Annotated in this window: 19 protein-coding genes and 1 riboswitch; of the genes, 11 read left to right on the top strand and 8 right to left on the bottom strand. The window is 72.7% G+C overall.

What is annotated here, in order from left to right; genetic code table 11:
- Positions 1–45 precede the first annotated feature (45 nt).
- On the top strand, positions 46–339 hold the full coding sequence (locus tag ACFYW7_RS03530; protein ID WP_389497357.1) for a hypothetical protein: 294 nt from the start codon (positions 46–48) through the stop codon (positions 337–339).
- Between the two features lie 64 nt (positions 340–403).
- On the opposite strand, the gene ACFYW7_RS03525 is transcribed toward ACFYW7_RS03530, so the two are convergent.
- From ACFYW7_RS03525 to ACFYW7_RS03515, 3 genes are read right to left on the bottom strand one after another with little or no spacing between them, the layout of a single operon-like run.
- Positions 404–1483: a prenyltransferase gene (locus tag ACFYW7_RS03525; protein ID WP_389497355.1), complete on the bottom strand. Its 1080-nt coding sequence runs from the start codon at positions 1481–1483 to the stop codon at positions 404–406.
- Positions 1480–2250, bottom strand: a complete 771-nt coding sequence (locus ACFYW7_RS03520) for a class I SAM-dependent methyltransferase (RefSeq protein WP_389497354.1) — start codon at positions 2248–2250, stop codon at positions 1480–1482. The genes ACFYW7_RS03525 and ACFYW7_RS03520 overlap by 4 nt, the downstream gene beginning before the upstream one ends.
- Positions 2244–3695, bottom strand: a complete 1452-nt coding sequence (locus ACFYW7_RS03515) for a glycosyltransferase family 4 protein (protein ID WP_389497352.1) — start codon at positions 3693–3695, stop codon at positions 2244–2246. Before ACFYW7_RS03515 ends, ACFYW7_RS03520 begins: the two co-directional genes overlap by 7 nt.
- A 241-nt stretch (positions 3696–3936) precedes the next feature.
- On the opposite strand from ACFYW7_RS03515, the gene ACFYW7_RS03510 reads away from it, so the two are divergent.
- The gene (locus tag ACFYW7_RS03510; protein ID WP_389497350.1) at positions 3937–4638 is read left to right on the top strand and encodes a TetR family transcriptional regulator; all 702 of its coding nucleotides are present in this window, start codon (positions 3937–3939) and stop codon (positions 4636–4638) included.
- A 254-nt stretch (positions 4639–4892) separates the two neighbouring features.
- Here ACFYW7_RS03510 and ACFYW7_RS03505 read toward each other — a convergent pair whose 3' ends face one another.
- The 3 genes from ACFYW7_RS03505 to ACFYW7_RS03495 form a co-directional block, all read right to left on the bottom strand.
- Positions 4893–5756, bottom strand: a complete 864-nt coding sequence (locus ACFYW7_RS03505; RefSeq protein WP_389497348.1) for a tetratricopeptide repeat protein — start codon at positions 5754–5756, stop codon at positions 4893–4895.
- A gap of 78 nt (positions 5757–5834) precedes the next feature.
- Positions 5835–6068, bottom strand: coding sequence for a ferredoxin (locus tag ACFYW7_RS03500; RefSeq protein ID WP_389497346.1), 234 nt, complete (start codon positions 6066–6068; stop codon positions 5835–5837).
- Between the two features lie 2 nt (positions 6069–6070).
- Positions 6071–7528 (bottom strand): aldehyde dehydrogenase, encoded by a 1458-nt coding sequence (locus ACFYW7_RS03495; protein WP_389497344.1) that lies wholly within the window; start codon positions 7526–7528, stop codon positions 6071–6073.
- 208 nt (positions 7529–7736) lie between these two features.
- On the opposite strand from ACFYW7_RS03495, the gene ACFYW7_RS03490 reads away from it, so the two are divergent.
- Positions 7737–8816: an MBL fold metallo-hydrolase gene (locus ACFYW7_RS03490; protein ID WP_389497342.1), complete on the top strand. Its 1080-nt coding sequence runs from the start codon at positions 7737–7739 to the stop codon at positions 8814–8816.
- 73 nt (positions 8817–8889) lie between these two features.
- Here the strand turns inward: ACFYW7_RS03490 and ACFYW7_RS03485 are convergent, their stop codons facing one another.
- Positions 8890–9552, bottom strand: a complete 663-nt coding sequence (locus ACFYW7_RS03485; protein WP_389497340.1) for a phosphotransferase — start codon at positions 9550–9552, stop codon at positions 8890–8892.
- 113 nt (positions 9553–9665) lie between these two features.
- Positions 9666–9729: riboswitch (cobalamin riboswitch) on the top strand.
- 133 nt (positions 9730–9862) lie between these two features.
- On the opposite strand from ACFYW7_RS03485, the gene ACFYW7_RS03480 reads away from it, so the two are divergent.
- From ACFYW7_RS03480 to ACFYW7_RS03450, 7 genes are all read left to right on the top strand, one after another.
- Positions 9863–11092, top strand: a complete 1230-nt coding sequence (locus ACFYW7_RS03480; RefSeq protein WP_389497338.1) for a prenyltransferase/squalene oxidase repeat-containing protein — start codon at positions 9863–9865, stop codon at positions 11090–11092.
- Positions 11089–11757, top strand: coding sequence for an SCO2322 family protein (locus ACFYW7_RS03475; RefSeq protein ID WP_389497336.1), 669 nt, complete (start codon positions 11089–11091; stop codon positions 11755–11757). The genes ACFYW7_RS03480 and ACFYW7_RS03475 overlap by 4 nt, the downstream gene beginning before the upstream one ends.
- A gap of 10 nt (positions 11758–11767) precedes the next feature.
- Positions 11768–13045 (top strand): energy-coupling factor transporter transmembrane component T, encoded by a 1278-nt coding sequence (locus ACFYW7_RS03470; RefSeq protein ID WP_389497333.1) that lies wholly within the window; start codon positions 11768–11770, stop codon positions 13043–13045.
- Positions 13042–14748 carry an ABC transporter ATP-binding protein gene (locus tag ACFYW7_RS03465; RefSeq protein WP_389497330.1) on the top strand — a complete coding sequence of 569 codons (1707 nt, stop codon included), beginning with the start codon at positions 13042–13044 and terminating at the stop codon, positions 14746–14748. Before ACFYW7_RS03470 ends, ACFYW7_RS03465 begins: the two co-directional genes overlap by 4 nt.
- Positions 14745–15593: an ECF transporter S component gene (locus ACFYW7_RS03460; RefSeq protein ID WP_389497328.1), complete on the top strand. Its 849-nt coding sequence runs from the start codon at positions 14745–14747 to the stop codon at positions 15591–15593. Before ACFYW7_RS03465 ends, ACFYW7_RS03460 begins: the two co-directional genes overlap by 4 nt.
- 375 nt (positions 15594–15968) lie before the next feature.
- Entirely contained in the window at positions 15969–16388 is a 420-nt protein-coding gene (locus ACFYW7_RS03455; RefSeq protein ID WP_389497326.1) for a transglycosylase SLT domain-containing protein, read from the top strand.
- Between the two features lie 387 nt (positions 16389–16775).
- The gene (locus ACFYW7_RS03450; RefSeq protein ID WP_389497324.1) at positions 16776–17462 is read left to right on the top strand and encodes a YoaK family protein; all 687 of its coding nucleotides are present in this window, start codon (positions 16776–16778) and stop codon (positions 17460–17462) included.
- A 38-nt stretch (positions 17463–17500) separates the two neighbouring features.
- On the opposite strand, the gene ACFYW7_RS03445 is transcribed toward ACFYW7_RS03450, so the two are convergent.
- Positions 17501–18670: a steroid 3-ketoacyl-CoA thiolase gene (locus tag ACFYW7_RS03445; RefSeq protein ID WP_389497322.1), complete on the bottom strand. Its 1170-nt coding sequence runs from the start codon at positions 18668–18670 to the stop codon at positions 17501–17503.
- A 364-nt stretch (positions 18671–19034) separates the two neighbouring features.
- Here ACFYW7_RS03445 and ACFYW7_RS03440 point away from each other — a divergent pair, with 364 nt between their 5' ends.
- Positions 19035–20279 carry a cytochrome P450 gene (locus ACFYW7_RS03440; protein ID WP_389497320.1) on the top strand — a complete coding sequence of 415 codons (1245 nt, stop codon included), beginning with the start codon at positions 19035–19037 and terminating at the stop codon, positions 20277–20279.
- The last annotated feature ends 102 nt before the right edge of the window (positions 20280–20381 follow it).

Below are 20381 nucleotides of genomic sequence, written 5' to 3'. Positions count from 1 at the left end.
AACCCGTTCGGGTTTCATCCAGGATCGACGGGCAACACGTTGGACATGTCCCCTCGATATCGCAACGGCTCGAACTCCGCGGGAACGGTCATCGCGATCGTCGCGGACGTCATGGCCGTCATCCTCGGTCTCTGGATCCTGATGTATCTGCTCGACGCCAATCGTGGCAACGACCTCGTGCAGTTCATCCACAACCTCGCGAGCTGGCTGGCCGGCTGGTCGCGTGATCTGTTCACCTTCGACGAGCAGTGGGCGCGCGTCGTGGCCGGCTACGGCCTCGCCGCCGTCGTCTACCTGTTCGTGGGCCACGCGGTGGCCAACCGCATGCACCGGCACTGACGGCCCGGAACGACGGACGGTCCGGACCCCCGAGGACTTCGGGGGTCCGGACCGTCCGGGCGTTTCAGAGGGACTGTACGCAGCAGTCGGGGTCCAGGCCGTTCGGGAGGCGCTCGCCGCCGAAGACGACGCAGGTCGCCTCGTCGCCGCCCAACGCGGCGACCGCCAGCAGCAGGGAACCCGCCGTCCAACTGGTGAGCTCCTCGGGCCAGATGGCCCGGTCCTCGAAGACGTAGCCCGTCCAGTACAGGCCGGTCTTCGGATCGCGCAGGTGCTGGATGGACTGGAGGATCTCCAGGGCGCGGTCGGACTCTCCCACCACCCAGAGGGCGAGGGCGAGTTCGGCGGACTCGCCACCGGTCACCCACGGGTTGGGAGCCACGCAGCGCACCCCGAGGCCGGGCACCACGAAGCGGTCCCAGCCCTCCTCTATACGGGACTTGGCCTCGGTGTTCGTCAACGCGCCGCCGAGCACCGGGTAGTACCAGTCCATCGAGTAGCGGTCCTTGTCGAGGAACCGCTCCGGGTGACGCCGGATCGCGTGCCGCAGTGCGCCGGCCGCCAACTCCCAGTCGGGTTGCGGCTCCTCACGCTGCTCGGCGATGGCGAGCGCGCAGCGCAGCGCGTGGTGCACCGAGGAACTCCCGGTCAGCAGCGCGTCGTCGACGGCGGTGCCGTCGTCCTCGCGCTTCCAGCCGATCTGTCCGCCCGGCTGCTGGAGCCGCAGCACGAACTCCACGGCCGCGTAGACGGCGGGCCACATGCGGTCCAGGAACGCGTCGTCGCCGGTCGCCAGGTAGTGGTGCCAGACGCCGACCGCGATGTACGCGACGAAGTTGGTCTCCCGGCTGCGGTCCGTGACGTCCTCGAAGTCCCCGTCGGCGTAGGCCGCGTACCAGGACCCGTCCGTGTTCTGATGCCGTGCGAGCCACTCGTACGCCCGCTCCGCGGCCTCGTGCTCGCCGGCGGCGTCGAGCGCCATGGCGGCCTCGGTGTGGTCCCACGGGTCGAGGTGGTGGCCGCGGAACCACGGAATGGCTCCGTCCGGGCGCTGCACCGCGAGGATCCCGCGCACGGTGGCGGCGGCTTCCTCCGCGGTGAGGACCCCGGGCAGGACGAGGTGTTCCGTCCGGGGAGTGGTCACGTGGCGTCCGCCTGGGGAACGGTCGTGGCGGAGGTGGCCGCGGCGAGCTCCGGCAGGTGCGGCTTGGTCGCGTAGGCCACGAAGCTCTTGCCGATCAGCGGGTTCAGCGCCTGCTCGACGACCCGGGTGGCCAGCGGCTTCTTCATGATGTCCCAGACCAGCAGCTTGTGGTACGCCCGCACGGGCAGCGCCTTGTCGTTGTCGACGCCGAACGCGCACTTCAGCCACCAGTACGGCGAGTGCAGCGCGTGCGCGTGGTGGGAGCCGTAGGGCCGCAGGCCGGCGCCGCGGATCTTCGCGAGCAGTTCGTCCGCCTTGTAGATGCGGATGTGGCCGCCCTCGACCTCGTGGTAGGCGTCGGACAGCGACCAGCAGACCTTCTCCGGCCCGTAGCGCGGCACGGTGATGGCGATGCGGCCGCCCGGCCTGAGCACGCGGACCATCTCGGCGAGCACGCCCTTGTCGTCCGGGATGTGCTCCATGACCTCGGAGATGATCACGACGTCGAAGGACTCGTCGGGGAAGGGCAGCGCGAGCGCGTCGCCCTCCATGGCCGTCGCGGTGGCTCCGGCGGGCGCCTCCCCGGCCTCCTTCATCGCCGCGAACCACTTGGCGACCTCGCGGATCTCCTCGCCGTTCTGGTCCAGCGCCACGACCTGGGCGCCGCGCCGGTAGCACTCGAACGCGTGCCGGCCGGCACCGCATCCGAGGTCCAGGACACGATCGCCGGGGGCGAGCGGGAACCGGGAGAAGTCGACGGTCAGCACGTGGCCCTGCTTTCACGGTTGGCTGCAACTAGTTCTTCGGCGACGGGAGTCCCGTCCGCGGCCCCGGAGGGGTCCGGGTCCGGCGTGGTGGCGGGCCGGTCGGTGACCTCGGCGGGGGTCGCCCCGCGCGAGCGGGACCGGGACGCGGGAAGGGCCATCGCCTCGCGGTAGTGGGCCACGGTGCCTTCGGCGGCCTTGGCCCAGGTGAAGCGGGCCAGGACGCGTTCGCGCCCGGCGGCGCCGAGCCGCGCCCGCAGTTCCGGGTCGCCGAGGAGCCGGCCGAGGGCCGCGGCGAGCGCCCCCGAGTCGCCCGTCGGGACGGCCAGGCAGGTCTCGCCGTCCGGTCCCGCGACCTCCGGGATCGCTCCGCCGGTGGTGGCCACCAGCGGCGTCCCGGTGGCCATCGCCTCGGCGGCGGGCAGGGAGAAGCCCTCGTACAGAGAGGGCACGCAGGCGACTTCGGCCGAGCGGACGAGGTCGACGAGCTCGGCGTCCGAGATGCCCTTGACGAACTCGACGGCTCCGTCGAGGCCGTACCGCTCGATGGCCTGGGCGACCGGTCCGTCCTCGGCACGCCTGCCGACGACGACGAGGTGCGCTCCCGGGTGTTCGGTCCGCACCTTCGCGAGCGCCTCGACGAGGAACACGAGTCCCTTGAGCGGCACGTCGGCGCTGGACGTGGTGACGATGCGGCCCGGCACCTGGGGCACGGACGGGTCCGGCGAGAAGAGGTCGGTGTCCGCGCCGATGTGGACGACGTGGACGCGGTCCCGCTCGACCCGCAGGTGGTCGACGATCTCCTGGCGGGAGGTGCCGGAGACGGTGAGCACGGACGGCAGGCGGCGCGCGACGCGCTTCTGCATGCGGGTGAAGGCGTACCAGCGGCGGACGGACGCGCGGCGCTGCCAGCCCTCGGCGGCGTCCAGTTCGAGCTGCCGGTCGACGGTGATGGGGTGGTGGATGGTGGTCACCAGCGGGGCGCCGACATCCCCCAACAGGCCGTAGCCGAGGGTCTGGTTGTCGTGGACGACGTCGAACTCGCCGCGCCGGGCCCGCAGGTGACGGCGGGCGCGCAGCGAGAAGGTCAGCGGCTCGGGGAAGCCGCCGGTCCACATGGTGCCGACCTCGAGGGCGTCGATCCAGTCCCGGTACTCCCCGCGCGCGGGGGTGCGGAAGGGGTCGGGCTGGCGGTACAGGTCGAGGCTGGGCAGCTCGGTGAGGCTCAGCCGGGGAAGGCCCTCGTCGAGGACGGGGTAGGGCTGGGAGCCGATGACCTCGACGCGGTGACCGAGTCGGGCGAGTTCGCGCGAGAGGTGGCGTACGTACACACCCTGGCCGCCGCAGAACGGGTTTCCCTTGTACGTGAGGAGCGCGATGCGCAGGGAGCCGTCCCCGTCGGCTGGCGCGCCCTTCCCGGGGCCCGTCTCCATGGCCTCAGCGGTCACTTCCGGTCCCCTTCTCCCTGCACTTTCCCGCGAGATTACGCCGGGACGCTAATCTAGAACAAGTTTCAGACTTGATCGTTCAAGGAGCACTGAATCTACCGGCAGGTAGCGCCACTGTGAGCGGTGGATCAGGTGATTCACGCCACGACGAAGCGGCGAAGATCACCAGGTCCGCACGGCGGCGACACGCCCTGTCACGCCGACTCGTCGCTCCCTCTCGCTGATGTCACGGAACGGACCCATGCCTGCGGAAGCCAAGGCGGACACGAAGAACGCGCGACCGGCGCCGGGGGCCAGCACGCCCGCCTCGCCGTCCACCTCCGCGCGCTCCACTCCGCACTCCATCACACATACCGCCTCGCCCCCGCTCACCGAGCGCCAGGAGGCGCGCCGTCGCCGGATCCTGCACGCCAGCGCCCAGCTGGCCAGCCGGGGCGGTTTCGACGCCGTGCAGATGCGTGAGGTCGCGGAGTCGTCGCAGGTCGCTCTCGGCACGCTGTACCGCTACTTCCCCTCGAAGGTGCATCTCCTGGTCGCCACGATGCAGGATCAGCTGGAGCGCATGCACGGCACGCTGCGCAAGCGGCCGCCGGCCGGGGACACGGCCGCGGAGCGGGTGGCGGAGACCCTGATGCGGGCGTTCCGCGCCCTCCAGCGGGAGCCGCACCTGGCCGACGCCATGGTCCGCGCGCTCACCTTCGCCGACCGCAGCGTCAGCCCCGAGGTCGACCAGGTCTCGCGGCAGACGACGGTGATCATCCTGGACGCGATGGGGCTCGACGACCCGACCCCGGCCCAGCTCTCCGCCGTCCGCGTCATCGAGCACACCTGGCACTCGGCCCTGATCACCTGGCTCTCGGGCCGCGCCTCCATCGCCCAGGTCAAGATAGACATCGAGACGGTGTGCCACCTGATCGACCTGACCCGCCCGGACGACCGCTGACTCCGGTACGGGCGGAAGGGCCCGTACCCGTAGGAGCGCCGCTACGAGCGGGCCCGCCGGTACGAACGGGTGCGCCGCTCCTGGGGCGTGTTCCGAAAGTCCCGTCCGGCTCACGACGCCTGGCACGGCACCTCGCCGCGTCGTCGGGATCGCCCGAGTACGTCCACGCGGGCGGCCCTCCGCCCCGCGACGCACCGCACCGGACGCCGCGAGCCCCGTCCTCCGGGCGGACGACGCTCCTTTCGGAACACGTACTAGCCCACCCGCTCCAGGCCGCTCCAGCTCCGGCCGGTCGCCGTCTCTCCCGCCCAGCGCTCCAGCAGCCGCCGCGCCTGAGGCTCCGGGGCCGCCAGCGACACCGCCTGGGCGCCCGCCCGGACGTCGCGTTCGTTCTGGTGGGTGCCCTCGCTGCAGCAGGCGCACAGGACGCGTACGGAACTGGCGGGCTCGGCTCCGAAGCCGTGCTCGACGAACAGCGCGAGCAGGGCTTCCAGGTCCTCCCGCTCGCCCGCGTCGACCGTGACCTCCAGGGTCGGCAGCGGTGAGGGCTCGAAGAGCGTGAGCTCGTCGAACACCGGATACGTCGTGCCGTCGGAGACCCGCTCCCCCTTGGGTTCCCCGTCGTGCACGACGATCTCGCCGTACCGCCGCCCGCCCGTGACGGGCACGTTCACCACGCGCCCCCGGGTCGGGCACAACCGCTCGATCCACACGACCTCCCGCTCCCCGTCGGTGTCCAGCCGTACGCACGCGACGCCGAAGCGGCCCTCGATCGCGCCCTCCCCCTCGGGGATCTCGATGCCGAAGCCGGCCCAGGCGTCGCGGGCCGTCGCCCAGTCCCGCAGGATCGTGGCGGCGATGCCGAGGTTCCAGTACGCGGGATCGCCCTCGCCGCGCGGGGAGCGGGCCGCCGCCTCCCGTCCGAGGTCGAGGGCCTTGTCCCAGTTCCGCAGGAACTTGTGGCCGAGCGCGGCGTCGTACCACCACACCGCGCTCGGCCCCTCGTCGGGGAAATGCGCCAGCACCCGCTCGTAGAGGTCGGCGGAGCGCTGCCACTCCTCGGCCTCCCACGCCGCCACCGCTTCCCCGATCAGCTTCCTGGCCTCGGACTTCTGCACGCTTCCCGCCCCGGTCGATCCGTCGAAAGCCGGAGGATATCCGGGGACGCGGGCCGCCCGGGTGCCGGGCCCGCGGCCCTACTCCTCCGGCGGGAACACCGGCTCGCCGCTGCTCAGCAGGGAGATCATGACGGCCTCGACCGGACAGCCCTCGGCCGCTTCGAGGATCTTCTCGTTGGCGTCGGTCTCCGGTTCGAGCGGGTGGGACTGCATGCCGGCGTCGAGGCGGAAGGCGGCCGGGGCGAGGTGGACGCACTGGGCGGAGCCGATGCAGACGGAGCGGTCGACCTCGACCTGCCAGCGGTCGCCCATCCTCAGGCCTCCCAGCCGGCCGGCAGGTGGATCATCTTGTGCTCCAGGAACTCGCCGTACCCCTCGGGTCCGAACTCCCGGCCCAGGCCGGAGTTCTTGTAGCCGCCGAACGGGCCCAGCATGTCGAGGCTGAAGGTGTTGACCGAGTAGGTGCCGGTACGGACCTGCCGGGCTATGTCGATGCCGTGGGCGACGTCGGCCGTCCAGACGCTGCCGCTCAGCCCGTAGTCGGAGTCGTTGGCGATCTTCACGGCCTCGGTCTCGTCGCCGTAGGGGAGCAGGCAGATCACCGGGCCGAAGATCTCCTCCCGGGCGATGCGCATCGTGTTGTCGACGTCCCCGAAGAGGGTCGGTTCGACGTACCAGCCGCGGTCGAGCCCCTGCGGACGCCCGCCGCCCGCCAGGATCTTGGCGCCCTCCTCCTGGCCGATGCGGATGTAGTCGAGGTTGCGCCGCTGCTGCCGTTCGGCGACCAGCGGGCCGACCTGGGTGGCCGGGTCGAGCGGGTCGCCGACGACCAGCGCGTTCGCCGCCGCCGCGAAGGCCTCCGCGAACTCGTCGTAGCGCGAGCGCGGGACCAGGATGCGGGTCTGGGCCACGCAGGCCTGGCCGTTGTTCATCCAGGCCGCCGAGACGATCCCGGGGACCGCGGTCGCGAGGTCCGCGTCCGGCAGCACCACGGCCGCCGACTTGCCGCCCAACTCCAGTGTCACGCGGGTGAGACGGCGGGCGGCGACCTCCATCACGCGCTTGCCCGCCGCGACCGAGCCGGTGAAGGAGACCTTGTCGACGCCGGGGTGTCCGACCAGGTACTCGCTGACCTCGCGGTCCGCCGGGAGGATGGAGAGCACCCCCTCGGGCAGCCCGGCCTCCTTCGCGATCTCGCCGAGCAGGTAGGCGTCCAGGGGCGATTCGGGCGACGGCTTGAGGACGACGGTGCAGCCGGTCAGCAGCGCGGGCGCGAGCTTGGCCGCCGCCACGAACTGCGGGACGTTCCACGGCACCACGGCCGCCACCACGCCCACCGGCTCACGGCGCACCATGATCCTGCCGAGGACTCCGTCGCGCGTCTCCTCGTACGTGAAGCCGCGCGCGACCGTGATCGCCGCGTCCCACACCATCATCGCGCCGAGGGCCTGCGCGAGGACGCTCCAGGAGTAGGGGGAGCCGTTCTCCGAGGAGATGACCCGGGCGATCTCCTCGTGCCGAACGGCGATGGCGTCCTTGATGCGGGTCACGACCGCGATCCGCTCGTCGAGACCCATGCGCGGCCAGGGGCCGTGGTCGAACGCCTCGCGCGCGGCCGCGACGGCCCGGTCGACGTCGGCCGGGCAGGCGTGCGGCACCCGGCCGATGACCTCCTCGGTGTGCGGCGAGATCACCTCGATGACGTCCTTGCCCAGGGGGTCGGTCAACTCCCCGCCGATGAACAGCTGTCCGTGTTCCACGAGCTCGGTCATGGCCGACTGCCTCCAAGGACGCTCTCTGCCACCACTTCTGACGCTTCATCAGATACGAGAACTGATACCAGTTCCGGTGACATGAGTCCACGGCACGGACCCGACCGGCGCCCGGACGGGCACCCTCGCGCACCCGACGGTCGACTTGGGCTCCCATTGGAACTCGTTCTAGTTATAGTGACGGGAACTCGGCGATGGGTGGAAGCGCATGACGCAGGCGACCGATCACGGCGGGGGCGTCCGGTCGATCAGGGTCCCCATCCCGGACAACCCGCTCGGCCACACGCTGGTGTACCTCCTCGACACCGACGCGGGCCCCGTGCTCATCGACACCGGCTGGGACGACCCCGCCTCCTGGGACACCCTCGTCGAGGGACTCACCGGCTGCGGAACCTCCGTGGCGCAGATCCACGGCGTGGTCATCACCCACCACCACCCCGACCACCACGGTCTGTCGGGCCGCGTCCGCGAGGCGTCCGGCGCCTGGATCGCGATGCACGCCGCCGACACGGCGCTCGTCCGGCGCACCAGGGAGAACCGGCCCGAGCGCTGGTTCGCCTACATGGCGGCCAAGTTGGAGGCGTCCGGCGCCCCGGCGGACCACATCGCCCCGCTGCGCGACGCGAGCACCTCCGCGCGCCGCCCCAGCACGCTGCCCGGCTTCTCCCCCGCGCTCCCCGACCGCGAGATCGTGCCCGGCGAGTTCCTCGCCCTGCCCGGCCGCCGGCTCCGCGCCATCTGGACCCCCGGCCACACGCCCGGACACGTGTGCCTCCACCTGGAGGAGGGTCACCCGGCTCGGCTGCCCGGCAACGGACGCCTGTTCTCCGGCGACCACCTGCTGCCGAGGATCACCCCGCACATCGGCCTGTACGAGGACCCCGACACCCACGGGCGTCCTCCCTGGGCGAACGGGATCGACAGCCTCGGGGAGATCGCCGATCCGCTCGGCGACTACCTCGACTCCCTGGAGCGCGTCGGCCGACTCGACCCGGCCGAGGTGCTCCCCGCGCACCAGCACGCCTTCACCGACGCCCCCTCCCGTGTCACGGAACTGCTCACGCACCACGAGGAGCGGCTCACCGGCCTGCTCACCCTTCTCGCCACCCCGCGCACGCCCTGGCAGCTCGCCGAGCTCATGGAGTGGAACCGCCCCTGGGCCGACATCCCCTACGGATCGCGGAACATCGCGGTCTCGGAGGCCGAGGCCCACGTCCGGCGACTGGTGAAGCTGGGGCGGGCGGAGGCGGTGGCGGGCAGCGCCCCCGTGACGTACGTGGCGGTCTGACCGGCGCGCCCCACCGGGTCGCCGCCCGGCCGGCCCCCCGCCCGTCCCCGGCACCCGCGGCGGGGACGGGCCTTCAGTGCACCAGCGAGCGGATCAACTCATCGGCCTCGCCCAGGAGTCGGACCTCGTGGGCGCTCGCCGTCGGGTCGCCCGCCCGGCGCCGCCCCGCCTCCAGGAGACCGTCCTCGGTCACCTGGTCCTCGTTCCCGTCGAGCAGCGCGTCCAGGGTCTCCGCGGCCACGTCCCCGTCCTTCTCGCCACCGACGGCGACCCGGGCGAGGATCAGGGCGGACATCGCCCAGTCGAGACCCGGCGGTCCCTCCTCGGTGTCGGCCCAGCCGATGACCTTCGGCCCGTCCGGGGTGAGCATGACGTTGCCGGGGCGCAGGTCCAGGTGCAGGACGCGGACGGCCGGGTCGGCTGAGAGCCGGGCGGGCACGGCGTGCAGTCTGCGCAGCAGCCGGGCCAGGACGAGGCCCGCCTCCTGGGCGGAGAACAGGCCCTGGCCGAACGCCTCCAGCGCGGTCGGCCCGGACAGCCGCTCCATCACCAGATCGCCGCGGGTGGCCGCCCGTACCCCCGGCACCGGATAGCCGTACGAGCGCACGTGCTGCATCACCGCCGCCTCGGCCGCGGCGTCGCCCCGGCCGGCGCGGTCCCGCCGCAGCACCCACGCCTCGTCCACCTCGTAGACGTCCGCCGAACGCCCCGAGCCGAGCAGTCTCCCCGTTCGCATGGCCCGAACCTAGCGGATGTCGTCCGGGTCACCCCGGGCGCGTGCTCCAGGCAACACCCGGCGGCTTCCGCGCGGCCGGTACAGTGAGCCCGTCGTCATCACATCCGTACGAGGAGAAGCCGGTGCGAATCCGGCGCTGACCCGCAACCGTGAGCCACTTCGGTGGTGAGCCGGATCGCCTCGGACGGGACGTGACCGGCTCGCGCCCTCGGCAACCCGCCGACGGCCGGCACCGTCGAGGGACACGGGGCCCGAGTCGCCCGGATTCCTCAGTGTGCCCGGTGCTGCCCGGCTCCCCGCAGGGAGAGTCATGTCTGTTCGCCGCACCGCAGCGGTACTGGCCGCCACCGCCGTCATCGGAGCGGTCGTCGCCCCGGCCGCCTCCGCCGCCTCACCGTCGCCCTCGACGGCGATCCCGTCCGGTCTCTACGGCAAGACCGACCCGACCTACGACGGCGTCTGGCGGCAGTCGCTCGCGCTGCTCGCCCAGGACACCGTCGGCGTACGGCCCGCCGAGAAGGCCGTCGACTGGCTGACCGGACAGCAGTGCGCGAACGGGGCGTTCGCCGCGTACCGCGCCGACGCGAGCGCCGCGTGCGACGCCAAGACGCAGGTCGACACCAACAGCACCGCGGCCGCCGTCCAGGCCCTCGCAGCGCTCGGCGGGCACGACGACGCCACCCGCAAGGCCGTGACCTGGCTCAAGTCCGTACAGAACAAGGACGGCGGCTGGGGCTACATGGCCGGCGGGGCCGACGACACCAACTCGACGTCCGTCGTGATCGGCGCGCTGAAGGCGGTCGGCGAGAAGCCCGAGACCGTCACCAAGGGCGGCAAGTCCCCGTACGACGCCCTGGTGGAGCTGTCGACGCCCTGCGACGGAGAGGGCGGCGGCGCCTTCGCCTACCAGCCCGACAAGAAGGGCAAGCTGGCGGCGAACGCGGACGCGACCGCCGCGGGCGTGACCGCCGGCGTGGGCCAGGGCTTCGTGGCCCTGGCCGGGACCCCGCTCGACCTCACGGGCTGCGTCACCACCGACACCCCCAACAGGGCGGACGCGACGGCGAACGGCGCCGGCTATCTCGCCGACGAACTGGCCAGGACCCCGTACCTGAAGTCCGCGCTCCCCGGGGCGAAGGACCAGCCCGACTACGGCAACACGGCGGACGCGGTCGTGGCCCTGTCGGCGACCGGTGCGAAGAAGGCCGCGCAGAAGCCGCTCGCCTGGCTGGAGAAGAACTCCGCGGACTGGGCGGCCGAGTCCGGCCCCGCCGCCTACGCGCAGCTGATCTTCGCCGCGCACGTCACCGGCACCGACCCGCGTGACTTCGGCGGCCAGGACCTGGTCGCGCAGCTGGGCGCCACCGGGCCCGCCCCGATCGCGGCGGGCGCCTCGGCCACCCCGAGCGAGAAGAAGAAGGACGAGAAGAAGGACGACGGCAACGGGCCCGCCGTGTGGTGGATCATCGGCGTCGGCCTGGTCGCCGGCATCGGCATCGGTTTCCTGATCAGCGGCCGCAACAAGAAGCAGCAGCTGTGACGGCCCGTCGGACGGCCGCGCCCGCCCCGGCGCTCGCTCTCGCTCTCGCTCTGGCCCTCCTGCTCCTCCTCCTCGGCGGCGCGGGGCAGGCCCGGGCCGTGGGCTACCGCTACTGGTCCTTCTGGGACCTGACCGGCGGGAAGTGGACGTACGCCACTCAGGGTCCGTCGATCGCGCGGCCGTCCGACGGTGATGTCCAGGGCTTCCGCTTCGCGGTGAGCGAGGACTCCCAGCACGCCGTACAGCCGCGCGGGGAGCGGGACTTCGCCGCGATCTGCGCAGGAACGCCCGCCCGGGAGGGCGAGAAGCGCGTGGCCGTGGTCATCGACCCCGGCACGGCCGCCGACGCGCCGTCCGGCGAGAAGCCGCCGGCCCCGCGCACCGCCTGCGCCCGGGTCACCCCGGACGCGAGCGCCGCGGAGGCCCTGGCCACCGTCGCCAAGCCCCTGCGCTACGACACCAACGCCCTGCTGTGCGCGATAGCGGGCTACCCGGGAACGGGCTGCGGCGACCCGGTCGCGGCCGGCGAGCCGACCGAGTCCGCCCGGCCGACCGCCTCCGAGCCCGCCCACCAGGGCCCCTCGGTGGGCCTGCTGGCCGGCGCCGGCGCGGTGGCGGTGCTGGGCGCGGCGGCCGTCTGGCAGGCCCGCCGGCGCCGGGGCTGAGGCACCGATCATGACCAAGGGCGACCGTGACCGCCCCGCCGCGACCGCCGTGGGCCGCCGCCCCGCGGGGTGGCGGGCGTTCCCCCTGCCCCGGCGGGGCCAGGAGCCGGTGACAGGACGTACGCGGCGGCCCGCACCGGACTCCGCCGCGAGCGGGCGCCTCCCGCGTTCCCCCGCCCCCTCCCGCACGCCGGGTGCGAACCGGGCGGACTCCCTGCATCCGGGGGCCTGGTGGGTCTGGGCCCTGGGTCTCGGCACGGCGGCCTCCCGCACCACGAACCCCCTCCTGCTCGCCCTCCTCATAGGGGTCGCGGGCTTCGTGGTGGCCACCCACCGCACGGACGCCCCCTGGGCCCGCTCCTACACCGCCTTCGTGAAACTGGCCGCGGCCGTCCTCGCCGTCCGGCTGGCCTTCGCCGTCTTCCTCGGCTCCCCGATCCCCGGCACCCACGTGATCGTCACGCTTCCCGAACTCCCCCTCCCGCACTGGGCGCAGGGGGTCCGCATCGGTGGCCGGGTGACCGCCGAGGGCCTGATCTTCGCGTTGTACGACGGCTTGAAGCTGGCCACGCTGCTGGTCTGCGTCGGCGCGGCGAACGCCCTCGCGAACCCGGCACGGCTGCTCAAGTCCCTGCCCGGAGCGCTGTACGAGGCGGGTGTCGCGGTGGTCGTCGCGCTCACCTTCGCCCCGCATCTGATCGCCGACGTCCAGCGGCTGCGGGCCGCGCGCCGCCTGCGGGGCCGTCCCGACCGGGGCCTGCGCGGCCTGCTGCACGTCGGACTCCCCGTCCTGGAAGGCGCGTTGGAGCGTTCGGTCGCGCTGGCGGCGGCGATGGACGCACGCGGGTACGGACGTACGGCACAGGTTGCGCCCGCCGTCCGCCGGACCACCGGAGCCCTCACCCTGGGTGGTCTGCTCGGCGTCTGCGCGGGCACGTACGGACTGCTGACCGCCGAGGGCGGCACCTACGGCCTCCCGGTCCTGCTGGCCGGCCTCGCCGCGGCGCTCGGCGGACTGTGGCTGGGCGGCCGCCGCTCGCCACGGACGCGGTATCGGCCGGACACCTGGGGCGTACGGGCCTGGCTGGTCGCCGGTTCCGGCGCGGCGGTGGCCACCCTGATGATCGTCGCCGCGGCGGACGACCCCGCCGCGCTGAGCCCCGGCGTGGTCCCCCTGGTCGCGCCCGCCCTCCCCCTGTGGCCGGCGGCGGCCGTCCTGCTCGGCCTGCTCCCCGCCTTCGCGGCCCCGGCCCCCCAGCGAACCCCGGCCCCCGAGGAGCCATCGTGATCCGCTTCGAGGACGTCTCCGTGACGTACGCCGGGGCCGCCGAACCGACCGTGCGGGGCGTCGACTTCGAGGTCCCGGAGGGTGAACTGGTGCTCCTGGTCGGCCCGTCCGGGGTCGGCAAGTCGACGGTGCTGGGCGCGGTGAGCGGACTCGTCCCGCACTTCACGGGCGGAACGCTGCGCGGCCGGGTCACCGTCGCGGGGCGGGACACCCGGACGCACAAGCCGCGCGAACTGGCGGACGTGGTCGGCACGGTCGGCCAGGATCCGCTGTCCCACTTCGTGACGGACACGGTCGAGGACGAACTCGCCTACGGCATGGAGTCGCTCGGCCTGGCACCGGCCGTCATGCGCCGCCGTGTGGAGGAGACCCTGGACCTCCTCTCCCTCGCCGACCTCCGCGACCGCCCGATCGCCACCCTCTCCGGCGGCCAGCGGCAGCGGGTCGCGATCGGCTCGGTGCTCACGCCGCACCCCGAGGTCCTGGTCCTCGACGAACCCACCTCGGCGCTGGACCCGGCCGCCGCCGAGGAGGTCCTCGCCGTCCTGCAGCGCCTGGTCCACGACCTCGGCACCACGGTGCTCATGGCCGAACACCGCCTGGAACGGGTCGTCCAGTACGCCGACCGGCTCGCCCTGCTGGCCGCGCCGGGAGCCCCGCTGACGATCGGCACACCGTCCGAGATCATGGCCGTCTCCCCCGTCTGTCCGCCGGTGGTGGAACTGGGCCGCCTGGCCGGCTGGTCCCCCCTCCCGCTGACCGTGCGCGACGCGCGCCGCCGGGCGGTACCGCTGCGCGAGCGGCTCTCCACGGCATCCCGGGAATCCGTCACCGTCCCCGCCTCCGTCACCGCACCGCTGCCCCCTCCCCTCCCTCCCGCCCCGGCACCCCCCTCCTCCCCGTTCGCCCGTCTGCTGCGCAGGCGGAACACCGACAGCACCCCGGTCCCCTCGGACGTGGCCGTCGTCGAGTCGCTGGCCGTCCGGCGCGGGCGCGTCGAGGCACTGCGCCGGGTCGATCTGACCGTCGGGCCGGGCGAGACCATCGCGCTGATGGGCCGCAACGGCGCCGGGAAGTCGACGCTGCTCGGAGCACTGGTCGGGCTCGTGGAACCGGCCGGCGGATCCGTCCGGGTCGGCGGGGCCGTACCGCACCGCACGGCGCCCCCCGACCTCGTACGCCGGGTGGGGCTCGTACCGCAGGAACCCCGGGACCTGCTGTACGCGGACACGGTGGCCGCCGAGTGCGCGGCGGCCGACGGGGACGCCGGGGCCGCGGCCGGGACCTGCCGGGCGCTGGTGTCCGAACTGCTGCCGGACATCGGGGACGACACCCATCCCCGCGACCTGTCGGAGGGCCAGCGGCTGGCGCTGGCCCTGGCCGTCGTCCTGACCGCCCGCCCCCCGCTGCTCCTCCTGGACGAACCGACCCGCGGCCTCGACTACGCGGCGAAGGCCCGCCTGGTCGCCGTGCTGCGCGGGCTCGCCGCCGAGGGTCACGCCATCGTGCTGGCCACCCACGACGTGGAGCTCGCCGCCGAACTCGCCCACCGGGTGGTGATCCTCGCGGACGGCGAGGTCGTCGCCGACGGCCCGACCGCCGAGGTGGTCGTCGCGTCCCCGTCCTTCGCCCCCCAGGTCTCCAAGATCCTGGCTCCCGAGCCGTGGCTCACCGTCGCCCAGGTCAGGAAGGCCCTCGCGTGAGCACCCCCGAAACAGCCGTCCTCCCCTGCCGGCCCCAGCCCCAGGCCAGGGCCGTCCGCCTCGGCCCGCGCTCCGTCGCCGCCCTGACCCTGGTCAGCGCCACCGGCGCCGCCGGATTCGGCTGGCCGCTCTTCGCGGGGCCCGGATCGCAGGTCAGCGCACACGCCCAGGACGCCCCGTGGCTGTTCGCGGGGCTTCTCGTCCTGCTGGTCGCCGTGGTCGCCGCGTCGATCTCCGAGTCGGGACTCGGCCCGAAGGCGGTGGCCATGCTCGGCGTGCTGGCCGCGACCGGCGCCGCGCTGCGCCCGATCGGGGCCGGGACCGCGGGCATCGAGCCGATGTTCTTCCTGATGGTGCTGAGCGGGCGGGTGCTCGGCCCCGGTTTCGGGTTCGTGCTGGGGTCCGTGACGATGTTCGCGTCGGCGCTGCTGACCGGAGGGGTGGGGCCCTGGATGCCCTTCCAGATGCTGGCCATGGGCTGGTTCACGATGGGCGCCGGACTGCTGCCGGGCCAGGACCGGCTGCGCGGCCGCTGGGAACTGCTGATGCTGGCCGCGTACGGCTTCTTCGCGGCCTTCGCGTACGGCACCGTCATGAATCTGGCCGGTTGGCCCTTCATGGACGCGCTGGCCTCGAACGTCGCCTTCGACCCGCACGCCGCCGTCCCCGCGAACCTCGCCCGCTTCCTGGCGTACTGCCTGGCCACCTCCCTCGGCTGGGACCTGGGCCGGGCGGTCGTGACCGTCACCCTGACCCTGCTGATCGGCGGGACGCTCCTGAAGGCGCTGCGCCGGGCCACGCGACGGGCCGCTTTCGAGAGCCCGGTCACGTTCGTCCCCCGGTGACCGGAGGCCCACGTCACATCGCCCGGCGGCACCGCGTGACCACCCTCGCACCACCCGTCACCGGCGGGGTGAAGCGGGCCACAGGACCGAGGTCACATACGAAGCGGCTTAGTAGATCCAATACCCTGACATGCACTCGTCATTACGCCCTCTGACCTGGGGTTTGAGAGCCAGGTCACATCAGGGACCTTCGGCACGGATGCGACCACAACTAGTAAAAGGGGTCATTGCGGACGAGCCTCCGGGCTGTTTATCTAGAGCTGTCGCCAGGCGCCACGAGCCCATACGGGCCGCGGCGCCGACGTACGCCCCCTCCACACACCACGTGGTCACGGCGTGCGAGCGACTCCCTGTCCCCGAAGGAAGTGGTTCTCCGTGTCCGTCTCCGTCATCCGTCGCTTCGTCTCCTCCCCGAAGAAGGCCCTCGCAGGTGTCGCCGTGGCCGCCGCCACGACCGGTATGGTTCTGGCCGCCGCGCCCGCCCAGGCCGCCACACCCACCTCGGCCTCCTCCGCGAAGACGATCGCGCACAAGATGATCCCGGACGCCGCGCAGTTCAACGCCTTCAGCAACATCGTCGAGCACGAGAGCGGCTGGAACCCCAGCGCCACGAACGCCTCCTCCGGCGCGTACGGCCTGGTCCAGGCCCTGCCCGGCTCCAAGATGGCGTCCGCCGGCTCCGACTGGAAGACCAACCCCAAGACCCAGATCAAGTGGGGTCTCGACTACATGAACGAGCGCTACGGCAGCCCGGCCGGTGCCTGGAACTTCTGGCAGGCCAACGGCTGGTACTGATCAGCCCCACAGCTCCACCGAACACGTCAAGGCGGCACCCCGTTCCCGGGGCGGCCGCCTTCGCCGTACCCCCACCCGCCGCCTCCGGCACCCGGCGCGGCCACAAGCACCTTTCGCCCCCACCGCCCCCCCCTTCCCACCCCGGGGCTCCGCCCCGGACCCCGCTCCTCAAACGCCGGAGGGGACGGCCCCGGGCCGGAACCACCGCGTACCCGCGGCCGGGATGCGGCGGGAGGGGACGTGCCGGTGCGCCAACGCCCGTCGCCACCGACGGATCACGCCTCACGCAACGGCGACGGGCTGACGCACCGGCGCGGCCCCGACCCACCCACCGGACCGACACCGCGCCGCGAACGCGGACGCGGACGCCGTGATGGACTGACCTCCATGACCACGCGGACGGACACGTCTCACGACCCCGAGTCACGAGGCCTGCGACTCGTGCCCGCGCTGCTGGCGCTGACCGTGGTCAGCGGACTCATCGACGCGGTGAGCTACCTCGGCCTCGGCCACGTCTTCACGGCGAACATGACCGGCAACGTGGTGGTGCTCGGCTTCGCGGCCGCCGGAGCGCCCGGCTTCTCCGTGGCCCACACGATGACCTCGCTCGGCGGCTTCCTGGCGGGCGCGGTGACCGGCGGACGGAGCGTGGTCCGGTTCGGCGGGGGCCCGCGCCGCTCCTGGGCCCGCGGCACGTTCGCCGCGGAGGCGGTCCTGCTGGGCGCCTGCGCGGCGGCCGCCTTCGCCGCCCCGGACGCCCCCGCCACCGCGTACGTCCTGATCGCCGTGACGTCCTTCGCGATGGGCCTGCGCAACGCGACCGTCCGCAAGCTCGGCGTGGCCGACCTGACGACCACCGTCCTGACGATGACCCTGACCGGCCTGGCCGCCGACTCCCGCCTCGGCGGCGGCGCGGGCCACCACTCCCCGCGCCGCACCGCGTCGGTGTTCGCGATGTCGGCGGGCGCCCTGCTCGGCGCCTGGCTGGTCCTGCACCACGGCCTGGCCGTCCCCCTGCTGGTGGCGGCACTGGTCGCGGCGGTCCTGGCGCTGACGAGCTCGGGGCGGGAGTGAAGTCCCGCCCCGAGGCACCCGGACGCCCGCTGCGACCACTACAACCGCTGAATGATCGTCCCGGTGGCCAGCCCCCCGCCCGCGCACATCGTGATCAGCGCGAACTCCTTGTCCGCGCGCTCCAGTTCGTGCAGCGCGGTGGTGATGAGCCGCGCCCCCGTCGCCCCCACCGGATGCCCGAGGGCGATCCCGCCCCCGTTCACGTTCACCTTCTCCAGGTCCTGCCCGAAGACCTGCGCCCAGCTCAGCACCACCGACGCGAAGGCCTCGTTGATCTCGACGAGGTCGATGTCCTTCAGGGACATCCCGGCCTTGCCCAGCACCGCCCGGGTGGCGTCGATCGGACCGTCCAGGTGGAAGTGCGGGTCGGAACCCACCAGTGCCTGGGCCACGATCCGCGCCCGCGGCCGCAGCTTCAGCGCCCGGGCCATCCGCTTGGACGCCCACAGGATGGCGGACGAACCGTCCGAGATCTGGGAGGAGTTGCCGGCCGTGTGGACGGCCGTCGGCATCACGGGCTTCAACCTCGCGAGCGCTTCCATGGACGTGTCGCGCAGACCCTCGTCCCGGTCGACGAGCCGCCACATGCCCTGCCCGGCCCGCTGCTCGTCCTCGGTGGTGGGCACCTGCACGGCGAACGTCTCGCGCTTGAACCGCTCCTCCGACCAGGCGGTCGCGGCCCGCTCCTGCGAGATGAGTCCGAGCGAGTCGACGTTCTCGCGGGTCAGGCCGCGATGGCGCGCGATGCGCTCGGCGGCCTCGAACTGGTTCGGCAGGTCGACGTTCCACTCGTCGGGGAACGGCTTGCCCGGACCGTGCTTGGACCCCGACCCCAGCGGCACCCGCGACATCGCCTCCACGCCGCAACTGATCCCGACGTCGATCACACCCGCCGCGATCATGTTGGCGACCATGTGCGAGGCCTGCTGGGAGGAGCCGCACTGACAGTCGACCGTCGTCGCCGCCGTCTCGTACGGCAGTCCCATCGTCAGCCACGCCGTACGCGCGGGGTTCATCGACTGCTCGCCGGCGTGGGTCACCGTGCCGCCGACGACCTGCTCGACGCAGTCGGCGTGGATGCCGGTGCGGCCGAGGAGTTCACGGTAGGTCTCGCCCAGGAGATAGGCGGGGTGCAGATTGGCGAGCGCGCCGCCGCGCTTGCCGATGGGGGTCCGTACGGCTTCGATGATCACGGGTTCCGCGGCCATGGGGGCTCGTCCTCTCCTCAGGCCTGCCCGGCGGCCAGGCCCAGCTGACCCGCGCAGCGCGGGGCGTCCCGGCCCACCCACCGCGCAGAACTAGAACGCGTACCAGTTCTGCGTGCAGTTTGCTGAGCGAACCCCCCGCGCCGCAAGGGTCGTGCAGTCCCCGAAGTCGTGATCTGCACCAATCCCGCACGCAATTGGGGGGCCCGCGCCTCTTGCCACTTGTAGAACCCGTTACTACCTTCACGGCGATTCCCTGTTTCTGATGGGCCGTCAGAATCCCCGGGGAAACAGCCCGTCATCCCTCTTGGCGCCACCGAAAGCACCACCGCAGGCACCACCGTAGGCGCGAGACCTGGAGTTGCCGATGCCCTGTCCAGCGCTGCCCGACGGGTTCGATTTCACCGACCCCGACGTACTGCACCAGCGCGTTCCCCTCCCGGAGTTCGCCGAGCTGCGCCGGGCCGAACCGGTCCGCTGGATCCCGCAACAGCCCGGCGTGGCGGGCTTCCAGGACGACGGCTACTGGGCCGTCACCCGGCACGCGGACGTCAAGTACGTCTCGACGCACCCCGAGCTCTTCTCCTCGTTCCTCAACACCGCCGTCATCCGCTTCAACGAGCACATCCAGCGCGAACAGATCGAGGTCCAGCGGCTCATCATGCTGAACATGGACCCGCCCGAGCACACCCGGGTCCGCCAGATCGTGCAGCGCGGCTTCACCCCGCGCGCCATCCGCTCGCTGGAGGACGCGCTGCGCGACCGGGCCCGTTCGATCGTCGCGAACGCCCTCGCGGGGGCCGGCCCCGACGGCGCCTTCGACTTCGTCACCCAGGTCGCCTGCGAACTGCCGCTCCAGGCCATCGCCGAACTCATCGGCGTGCCCCAGGAGGACCGCGTCAAGATCTTCGACTGGTCCAACAAGATGGTGGCGTACGACGATCCGGAGTACGCGATCACCGAGGAGATCGGCGCCGAATCGGCCACCGAACTCATCTCGTACGCGATGAACATGGCCGCCGACCGCAAGCAGTGCCCCGCCAAGGACATCGTCAGCACGCTGGTGGCGGCGGAGGACGAGGGGAACCTCGCCTCCGACGAATTCGGCTTCTTCGTCCTGCTGTTGGCCGTCGCCGGCAACGAGACGACCCGCAACGCCATCACGCACGGGATGCACGCCCTGCTCACCCACCCCGAGCAGTGGGACCTCTACAAGCGGGAGCGGCCGAAGACCACCGCCGAGGAGATCGTCCGCTGGGCGACGCCCGTCGTCGCGTTCCAGCGCACCGCGACCCAGGACACCGAGCTGGGCGGACAGCGGATCTCCAAGGGCGACCGCGTCGGCATCTTCTACTCCTCGGCCAACAACGACGCCGAGGTGTTCGAGAGCCCCGAGGTCTTCGACATCACCCGTGACCCCAACCCCCACCTCGGCTTCGGCGGCGGCGGCCCGCACTTCTGCCTCGGCAGGTCGCTGGCCACCCTGGAGATCGACCTGATCTTCAACGCGATCGCCGACGCGATGCCGAACCTGCGGCTCGCGGGCGACCCGCGCCGCCTCCGCTCCGCCTGGCTGAACGGCGTCAAGGAACTCCAGGTCAGCCACGTATAGCGGAATGCGACGTACGGCCGTACGAGGCACTCGGCCGAACGCCGCGCACGGCCGGACACCGCACGCTCGGGCCGGCGGCCTCCCGGCACCGTCGGCCCGTCC

The sequence above is a fragment of the Streptomyces sp. NPDC002580 genome, from assembly GCF_042889485.1.
Classification (GTDB): Bacteria; Actinomycetota; Actinomycetes; order Streptomycetales; family Streptomycetaceae; genus Streptomyces.
Note: the sequence above shows the minus strand (reverse complement) of the source record. Positions and strands in the feature narration are given on the sequence as shown.